General features: G+C 73.9%; 4 protein-coding genes. 2 read left to right on the top strand and 2 right to left on the bottom strand.

Annotated elements, in window-relative coordinates:
* Positions 1-189: 189 nt before the first annotated feature.
* Complete coding sequence (locus tag CCN29_RS17865) at positions 190-2,829, top strand: SpoIIE family protein phosphatase (protein WP_031020848.1); 2,640 nt, start codon at positions 190-192, stop codon at positions 2,827-2,829.
* Between the two features lie 140 nt (positions 2,830-2,969).
* Positions 2,970-4,334, top strand: coding sequence for an FAD-dependent oxidoreductase (locus CCN29_RS17860; RefSeq protein ID WP_086683050.1), 1,365 nt, complete (start codon positions 2,970-2,972; stop codon positions 4,332-4,334).
* Between the two features lie 76 nt (positions 4,335-4,410).
* On the opposite strand, the gene CCN29_RS17855 is transcribed toward CCN29_RS17860, so the two are convergent.
* Together CCN29_RS17855 and CCN29_RS17850 are read right to left on the bottom strand one after the other, a co-directional pair.
* Complete coding sequence (locus tag CCN29_RS17855; RefSeq protein ID WP_006133000.1) at positions 4,411-6,783, bottom strand: glycoside hydrolase family 65 protein; 2,373 nt, start codon at positions 6,781-6,783, stop codon at positions 4,411-4,413.
* Positions 6,784-6,985: 202 nt separating this feature from the next.
* Positions 6,986-8,734, bottom strand: a complete 1,749-nt coding sequence (locus tag CCN29_RS17850; RefSeq protein ID WP_006132999.1) for a sensor histidine kinase — start codon at positions 8,732-8,734, stop codon at positions 6,986-6,988.
* Positions 8,735-9,054: the final 320 nt, after the last annotated feature.

Genomic DNA, 9,054 nt, shown 5'->3' with positions numbered 1-9,054 from the left:
GGGGACCCCACACACCCGTGTCCCACCCCGCGCCCGCGGCCTACTCTCGCCTCGATACGCGCGGCAGTGTAGACATGGCACATGGTCCGACTCATGGGTCGATCCCGGACCCGGTCGCCCCAGCGGTCCGGCGCGGCAGCGTCCGTGCGGCGCCGGCGGAAGGAGAGCGTCCGCCCCGGGTGGCATCCGATGGCGGGGCTGCGGTCGGTGCTGAGCGGGCGCAGCGTCGCCGGACAGGTGTTCGTCCTGCTCCTCGTGATGGTGCTGCTGCTGGTCGTCGCCGCCGTCGTGGCGCTGGTGCTCCAGGTGCAGCGGGACAGCACCCAGGAGGCCCGCAACCGCTCCCTCGCCGTCGCCGAGACCTTCGCCAACGCCCCCGGCACGATCGCGGCGCTGAACTCCCCCGACCCCACCGCCGTGCTCCAGCCGCGCGCCGAGGCCGCCCGTGAGCGGTCGCACGTCGACTTCATCGTGGTCATGAACACCGACGGCATCCGCTACACCCACCCCCGCCCGGACCGCATCGGCAAGCAGTTCGTCGGCACCATCGAGCCCGCGCTGGCGGGCGAGCCGGTCGTGGAGGAGATCGAGGGGACCATCGGCCGGCTCGTGCAGGCCGTGGTGCCGGTGGAGGACCCGGACGGCACGGTGGTCGGCCTGGTGTCGGCGGGCATCACGCTGGAGAACGTCGGCGGAGCGACCGAGGCGCAGCTGCCGCTGGTGCTGGGCGCGGCGCTGGCCGCGCTGGCCCTGGCGACCGTCGGCGCGGCCCTGATCAGCAGACGTCTGCTGCACCAGACCCACGGTCTCGGCCCGCACGAGATGACCCGGATGTACGAACACCACGACGCGGTGCTGCACGCGGTGCGTGAGGGCGTGATGATCCTCGACGGCGACGGCACCCTGCTGCTCGCCAACGACGAGGCGCACCGTCTGTTCAGCCTTCCCGAGGACGCCGAGGGCCGGCACGTACGGGACCAGGGTCTGGATCCGGCCACGACGGAGCTGCTGTCCTCGGGCCGGGTCGCGACGGACGAGGTGCTTCCGGTGGGCGACCGGCTGCTCGCGGTCAACCAGCGCCCCACCGACCCGGCGGGCCGGCACCGGGGCAGCGTCACCACGGTCCGCGACACCACGGAGCTGCGCGCGCTGTCCGGCCGGGCGGAGGAGTCCCGTGAGCGGCTCAACATGCTCTACGACGCGGGCGTGGGCATCGGCACGAGCCTGGACGTGGCGCGGACCGCGCAGGAGCTGTCGGACCTGGCCGTGCCGCGGTTCGCCGACTTCGCCACCGTGGACCTGTTCGAGTCGGTGCTGGCGGGCGGGCAGCCGGACGCGGCCGCGGCGCTGCGCCGCACGGCCTGGGCCGGCATCGCCGACGACGCGCCGCTGTATCCGAAGCACCACCAGTTCCGTTTCGTCGAGTCGTCCCCGCAGGGCCGCAGCCTGGCCACGGGCCGCGCGGTGCTGGAACCGCGGCTGGAGGCAGCGCCCGGCTGGCAGGCGCAGGACAAGGAGCGTTCCGCGCAGATCGTGGAGTACGGCGTCCACTCGCTGATCACGGTGCCGCTGCGGGCCGGCGCGCTGGTCCTGGGCGTGGTCAGCTTCTGGCGTTCGCGCAAGCAGGAGCCGTTCGACGAGGAGGAGCTGGCGCTGGCGGAGGAGCTGGTGGCGCGGGCCGCGGTGTCCATCGACAACGCCCGCCGCTACACGCGCGAGCACAGCATGGCGGTGACGCTCCAGCGCAGCCTGCTGCCGCGCACGCTGCCCGAGCAGAACGCGCTGGAGATCGCCTACCGCTATCTGCCGGCGCAGGCGGGGGTGGGCGGCGACTGGTTCGACGTGCTGCCGCTGTCCGGCGCCCGGGTGGCGCTGGTGGTCGGGGACGTCGTCGGGCACGGGCTGCACGCGGCGGCCACCATGGGCCGGCTGCGCACGGCGGTGCACAACTTCTCCGCGCTCGACCTGCCGCCGGGCGAGCTGCTCGCGCTGCTGGACGAGCTGGTCGGCCGGATCGACCAGGACGAGGCGCAGGACGAGCACGTCGCCCCGGTCATCGGGGCGACCTGCCTGTACGCGGTGTACGACCCGGTGGCCCGGCGCTGCTCGCTGGCGCGCGCGGGTCATCCGCCGCCGGCGCTGGTGCGGCCGGACGGGCGGGTGGAGTTCCCGGACGCGCCCGTGGGGCCGCCGCTGGGTCTGGGCGGGCTGCCGTTCGAGTCGGCGGAGCTGGAGCTGCCGGAGGGCAGCAGGCTGGTGCTGTACACCGACGGTCTGGTCGAGGACCGCGAGCACGACATCGACGTGGGCCTGGAGCGTCTCCGGCAGGCGCTGGCCGGCGCCGGGGAATCCCCGGAGGAGACGTGCCGGTCCGTGCTGGAGTCCCGGCGTCCGGGGAAGGCGGCCGACGACATCGCGCTGATCGTGGCGCGCACCCGGGCGCTGCCCGCAGGGCGGATCGCCGAGTGGCCGGTGCCGTCGGACCCGGCGGCGGTGGGCGAGTTGCGGGCTGCGGTGGTGCGGAAGCTCGCCGAGTGGGGGCTCGAGGAGCTGTCGTTCGGCACGGAGCTGATCCTCAGCGAGCTGGTGACCAACGCGATGCGGCACGGGGCCCCGCCGATCCAGGTGCGGATGCTGTACGAACGTCATCTGATCTGCGAGGTGTACGACAGCAGCAGCACCGCCCCGCATCTGCGGTACGCGACCATGACGGACGAGGGCGGGCGCGGTCTCTTCCTGGTGGCGCAGCTCGCCGAGCGCTGGGGCACGCGCTATCTGCCGGCGGGCAAGGTGATCTGGGCGGAGCAGAACCTGCCGCCGGACGTCTGACGCCGCCCTATAAGATCACCTGAGGACTGGGCATAAGGTCGACTTATGAGCCCATAGACCGGACCCGCGTACCAGGTAAGGCAAGCCTCAGTTTAGGCTTCCCCCCGAGACGCCTGTCATCGCTCGAAGGGAACCTGACCATGTCCCGCCCCCTGCGGGTAGCCATCGTCGGATCCGGCCCCGCCGGGATCTACGCCGCCGACGCCCTGCTCAAGTCCGACGTGGCCGCCGGCCCCGGTGTGTCCATCGACATCTTCGAGCGGATGCCGGCGCCGTTCGGACTGATCCGCTACGGCGTCGCCCCCGACCACCCTCGGATCAAGGGCATCATCACGGCCCTGCACCAGGTGCTCGACAAGCCGCAGATCCGGCTGTTCGGCAACGTGGACTACGGCACCGACGTGCACCTGGACGACCTCCGCGCCTTCTACGACGGCGTCATCTTCGCCACCGGCGCGACGGCGGACCGCGCGCTGCCGATCCCGGGCATCGACCTGGACGGCTCCTACGGCGCCGCGGACTTCGTGTCCTGGTACGACGGCCACCCGGACGTGCCCCGTACCTGGCCGCTGGAGGCGGAGAAGGTGGCGGTCCTCGGCGTCGGCAACGTCGCCCTGGACGTGGCGCGCATCCTCGCCAAGACGGCCGACGAGCTGCTGCCGACCGAGATCCCGCCGAACGTCCACGAGGGCCTGAAGGCCAACCGGGCGAAGGAGATCCACGTCTTCGGCCGCCGCGGCCCGGCGCAGGCGAAGTTCAGCCCGATGGAGCTGCGGGAGCTGGACCACTCCCCCACCATCGAGGTGATCGTCGACCCCGAGGACATCGACTACGACGACGGCTCGATCGCCACCCGGCGCGGCAACAAGCAGGCCGACATGGTCGCCAAGACCCTGGAGAACTGGGCGATCCGCGACGTCGGCGACCGTCCGCACAAGCTGTTCCTGCACTTCTTCGAGTCGCCCACCGAGATCCTCGGCGAGGACGGCAAGGTCGTCGGCCTGCGCACCGAGCGCACCGCCCTGGAGGGCACCGGCAACGTCAAGGGCACCGGCGAGTTCAAGGACTGGGACGTCACCGCGGTGTACCGCGCGGTCGGCTACCTCTCCGACAAGCTGCCCAAGCTGCCCTGGGACATCGAGTCGGGCACCGTCCCGGACGAGGGCGGCCGGGTCGTCCAGGAGACCGGCGAGCACCTGCCGTCCACGTACGTCACCGGCTGGATCCGGCGCGGTCCTGTGGGCCTGATCGGGCACACCAAGGGCGACGCCAACGAGACCGTGGCGAACCTGCTGGCCGACCACGCGGCCGGCCGGCTGGGCGAGCCCGTCTCCCCGGCCCCGGAGGCGGTGGACGCGTTCCTCGCCGAGCGCGGCATCCGCTACACCACCTGGGACGGCTGGTACCGCCTGGACGCGGCGGAGAAGGCGCTGGGCGAGCCGCAGGGCCGTGAGCGCGTGAAGATCGTCGAGCGTGAGGACATGCTCCGCGAAAGCGGCGCCTGACATCCCGTGGGCCCCGGGCAGGGGCCCGTCCGCCGGACGCCCGGCCGGCCGCGCGCCGGCCGGGCGTCCGGCGTCGTCATGCCGGCAGGGCCAGCCGGGCCGTCTCGCCCGGGTCCACGCGCACCGCGCGGTGTCCGGGCAGGTGCACCTCGATCGGGTAGCGGCCGGCGGCGGGCACGGTGATCTCCAGCGAGCTGCTCTCCAGCCGCAGCCGCACGCCCCAGTGGCCGTGGTAGCGGACGGTGAAGCCGTAGGAGGACAGCTCCGGCAGGGGCACCGGGTCGAGCCACAGCGCCCCGCCGCGGGTCTCCAGGCCGGTCAGGCCGCGCTGCACCAGGTCGAGCGTGCCGGCCATGGCGCCGAGGTGGATGCCCTCGCCCGTGGTGCCGCCCTGGATGTCGGCGATGTCGGACTGGAGGGCCTCCTGGCAGAACTTCCAGGCGTCCGCGCGGCGCGCCCGCGCCAGGACCCAGCCGTGCACCAGGCCGCTGAGCGTGGAGCCGTGGGTGGTGCGGTGCAGGTAGTAGTCCACCGTGCGCCGCCAGGTCCGCTCGTCCAGGTTCAGGCCCAGCCGCCGGAAGACGCCCTGGAGTTCGTCCGGCGAGAACAGGTAGCCGAGCATCAGCACGTCCGCCTGCTTGGACGCCTGGTAGCGGTTGACGGTGTCGCCCTCCGCCTCCAGGATCCGGTCCAGCCGCCGGATGTCGCCGTACCGGCGCCGGTAGCCCCGCCAGTCCAGCTCGGCGAGTTCGCCGTACCCCTCGAACTGGCTGATGACCCCGTCGTGGAACTGGACGTGCAGGGAGCGGGAGACGTGGTCCCAGTGGTCGAGCTCGGCCTCGTCGAGGCCGGTGCGCTCGGCGAGCTCGCGGCGGCGCGGCTCGGGCAGGTGGCGCAGCACCTCCAGGGTGCGGGCCAGCACCCAGGCGGCGGTGACGTTGGTGTAGGCGTTGTCGTCCAGGCCGGGCTCGACGGCGTCCGGGTAGGCGTCGTGGTACTCGTCGGGGCCCATCACGCCCTTGATGCGGTAGCGGCCCAGCCGGTCGTCGTAGGAGGCGGAGCCGGCCCAGAAGCGGGAGATCTGGAGCAGCATCTCGGCACCCCTGGTATGCAGGAACTCCTCGTCGCCCGCGGCCTCGCAGTACTGCCACACGTTGTAGGCGATCGCCGAGCCCACATGGTGCTGGAGGTGGGAGTGGTCGGGCAGCCAGCGGCCCGAGCGCGGGTTGAGGTGCAGCTGCTGGGTCTCCTCACGGCCGTCGCTGCCGGACTGCCACGGGTACATCGCCCCGCGCCGCCCGGCGTCGTGGGCGGCCGTGCGGGCGCGTTCCAGGCGCCGGTAGCGGTGGTGCAGCAGGGCCCGGGAGACCTCCGGGAAGTGCAGGTTCAGGTACGGCAGGACGAACAGCTCGTCCCAGAACACGTGGCCCCGGTACGCCTCGCCGTGCAGGCCGCGGGCCGGCACCCCCACGTCCAGGTCGGCGGTGTGCGGGGAGAGGGTCTGGAGCACGTGGAAGAGGTGCAGCCGCAGGATGCGCCCCGCCTCGTCGGGCACGTCCGGCTCCGCCCGGCGCCACAGCTGCTGCCAGGCCGTCAGGTGGGGCGCCAGCAGCGCGTCGAAGGGGGCGGCCCGCTGCACGCGGTCGACGGCGGCGTGCAGCGGGTCGCTGATCGCCGCGTCGCGGGAGGTGTGCAGGGCGACGACCTTGTCGACGGTGAGGGTCTGCCCCGCCTGCAGCTCCAGCCGGGTCGTCTGCACCGCGCGGGGCCGGTCGTGGCGGACGGCGACGGACGCCGGCGAGGTCAGCCGGGCGGCGTAGGCGATCCGGATGTCGGAGGTGCGGGTGCGGCAGCGCAGCCACACGGTGTCGTGCTGCGAGGTGCCGGTGACCACATGGGTGAGGTGACGGCCGTCCAGGTCGGCGTAGCGGGCCACCCCGGCGTTGGTGACGCCGCCGTCGAGGGCCGCCTCGACCTCGAGCGGCCCGGAGAAGTCCTCGGCGGTGAACTCGGTGCGCAGGCCCGCGAGGTGCGGGTCGGCCATGTGGACGAACCGCAGCTGCCGGACCAGGAGCGCGCCGCCCGCCCCGAGCCCGAACCGGGTACGGCGCTCCATCAGGCCGGAGGACAGGTGCAGGGTGACGGCGTGTTCGAGTACGGGGGTGGTGTCGGGGGTGAGCCAGTCGCCGCCGGGCTGGCGGAAGCGCAGGGGCAGCCAGTTGGGCAGGTTGACGACGTCCTCGTTCTCCACCTGGCGGCCGGCGACCGCGGAGACGAGCCGGTTGTAGACGCCGGCCGCGTAGGTGCCCGGGTAGTGCACGGCGTCGGCCGCGCATTCGGCCAGGGCGCCCCGGGTGGCGAAGTAGCCGTTGCCGAGGGTGCACAGCGATTCCCGCAGCCGCTCGTCGGCGGGGTCGTAGCCTTCGTACTGCCAGGTCCAGCCCGTCACTTCGCCGCTCCTCCCGCCGACGACCGCCGCGCACGCGGCCGTGCGGCCCGTGCGAGGGCGCCGGGGGCCGGCGGTGGTCCGGCCCGGCGCCGTCACCGGCGGCGAGTCCTCCCGGCCGCGGGGCCGGGCGGTCCCGCCGCGACCGGAACGGCGCACCGAGTACCCGCGGCCGCGGCGCGCCACACACCGCCGGGGACCGGGGCTATCCCTCGCCGACCGGCACCCGCCACACCAGGGTGGTGCCGCCGCCCGGGGTGGCCGTGACGTCGAAGGAGCCGCCGAGCTGCGCGGCGCGCTCGGCCATGTTGCGCAGTCCGCTGCGGCGGCCGCCGGAGGGCAGGCCCACACCGTCGTCGGCGACCGTCAGCCGCACCTCGCGCCCGTCGGTCTCCAGGGCCACCTGGGCGTGTCCGGCGCGGGCGTGCCGGGCGACGTTGGTGAGGGCCTCGGAGAGCACCGCCACCAGGTGGTCGGCGGCCTCCTTGGACACATGGGTGTCGAGCAGGCCCTCCATCCGCACGCTGGGCGCGAAGCCCAGCAGCGGCGCGGCCTCCCCGACGAGCCGTACGACGCGGGCGCGCAGGCCGGTCCCGGCGCCGCCCGCCGAGGCGCGGGAGCGCAGGCCGAAGATGGTCGAGCGGATGATCTTGATGGTCTCGTCGAGGTCGTCGACGGCCCGCAGCACGCGCTCGGAGGCCTCCTTGTGCTCGATGAGACGGCCGGCGCTCTGCAGGGTCATGCCGGTGGCGAACAGCCGCTGGATGGCCAGGTCGTGCAGGTCGCGGGCGATACGGTCGCGGTCCTCGAGCACGGCGATCTGTTCGGCGTCCTGACGGCGCTCGGCCAGCTCCATCGCCACGGCGGCCTGGGCGGCGAAGCCCCGCAGCGGCCCCGTCTCCTTGTCCGTGAGGACGGGGGCGCCGGCCGCGCGGACCAGCAGGAGGATGCCGCGCACCCCGTCCTCGCCGCCGATCGGCACCGCCACGGCGGGACCCAGCCCGGTGAAGGTCTGCGGGCCCTGGAACACCCGTTCGTCGTGCGCGATGTCCGCCGAGGTGACGGGGGCGGCGGACGCGAAGGCCCGGCCCAGCAGGCTGCCCTCGGCCGGCACGACGAGGCCGCGGTGGGTCTCGGCGTCCTGTCCGAGGGCGAGTTCCACGGTCAGCGACCCGGTGCCCGCCATGGGCACGGCCACCACGGCGAGGGCGGCCCCGGTGATCTCGCGGGCCCGCTCGGCGACCAGCAGCAGCGCCTCGCCGCGCCCGCTGCCGGACATCAGGGCGTGGGTGATCTCGGCGTTGGCCTGGAGCCAGCGCTCCCGCAGCCGGGACTCCTCGTAGAGGCGGGCGTTGTCGATGGCGACGCCGGCGGCGACCGCGAGCGTCGACAGAACCGATTCGTCCTCCTCGTCGAACTGGAGCCCGCCGCGCTTCTCGGTCAGGTAGAGGTTGCCGAACACCTGGTCGCGGACGCGGATCGGAACGCCGAGGAAGGTGTTCATCGGCGGGTGGTGCGCCGGGAAGCCGTACGAGGCCGGGTGCTCGGACAGCTTGGCCACTCGCAGCGGCTCCGGGTGGCGGATCAGCTCGCCGAGGATGCCGTGGCCCTCCGGGAAGTGGCCGATGCGGGCGATCTCCTCGTCGCTGACGCCGACGGTGTGGAAGGCGGACAGCCGCTTGCCGTCCGGGCCGATCACGCCGAGGGCCGCGTACCGGGCGTCCACCAGCGCGGCGGCGGCCTCCACGACGGAGCGCAGCGCCTGCTCCAGTTCGAGCTCCCGGCCGACGGAGAGGACCGCCTCGAGGAGGCTGCGCACCCGGTCGCGGGTGCCGCGGGCCGCGTCGACACGCGCCTGGAGCTCCTCCAGCAGTTCGTCCAGCCTGAGCTGCGGCAGCCGTACGCGCGCGTCCTCGTCCCGCTCCGGGGCCGTGTCCCGCCCGGCGTCTGTCACCCGTGTGCCTCCTGTCCGCGTACCGCGGCACCCGCCCGGCGTCCTGCGGGGCCGGGCGCCGGTAACGGTCCGGTCAACGTGACCGTACGTCATCGGGCGGGCCGCGCATCCGGCGGGACCGTCCGGCGGAACGCCCCGCGGCCCCGCGCGCCGGCGGGCGGGGCCGCGGACGGGCAGGTGTCAGACCTCCAGCTCGTTCTCGATGCGGCGCAACTGATGGCGCGCCATGGCCAGGTTGGCCCGGCTGGAGTCCAGCACCAGGTACAGGAACAGGCCGTTGCCGCCGCGCCCCTTGAGCAGGCGGATCAGGTGGTACTGGG

This window comes from Streptomyces pseudogriseolus (assembly GCA_002154585.1).
Classification (GTDB): domain Bacteria; phylum Actinomycetota; class Actinomycetes; order Streptomycetales; family Streptomycetaceae; genus Streptomyces; species Streptomyces pseudogriseolus.
This window is presented reverse-complemented; position numbering and strand designations above follow the sequence as displayed.

Excerpts from the sequence above, each read along its gene's own strand:
- CCN29_RS17865 (WP_031020848.1), top strand. The coding sequence starts at position 190 with ATGGCGGGGCTGCGGTCGGTGCTGAGCGGGCGCAGCGTCGCCGGACAG.
- CCN29_RS17860 (WP_086683050.1), top strand. The coding sequence starts at position 2,970 with ATGTCCCGCCCCCTGCGGGTAGCCATCGTCGGATCCGGCCCCGCCGGG.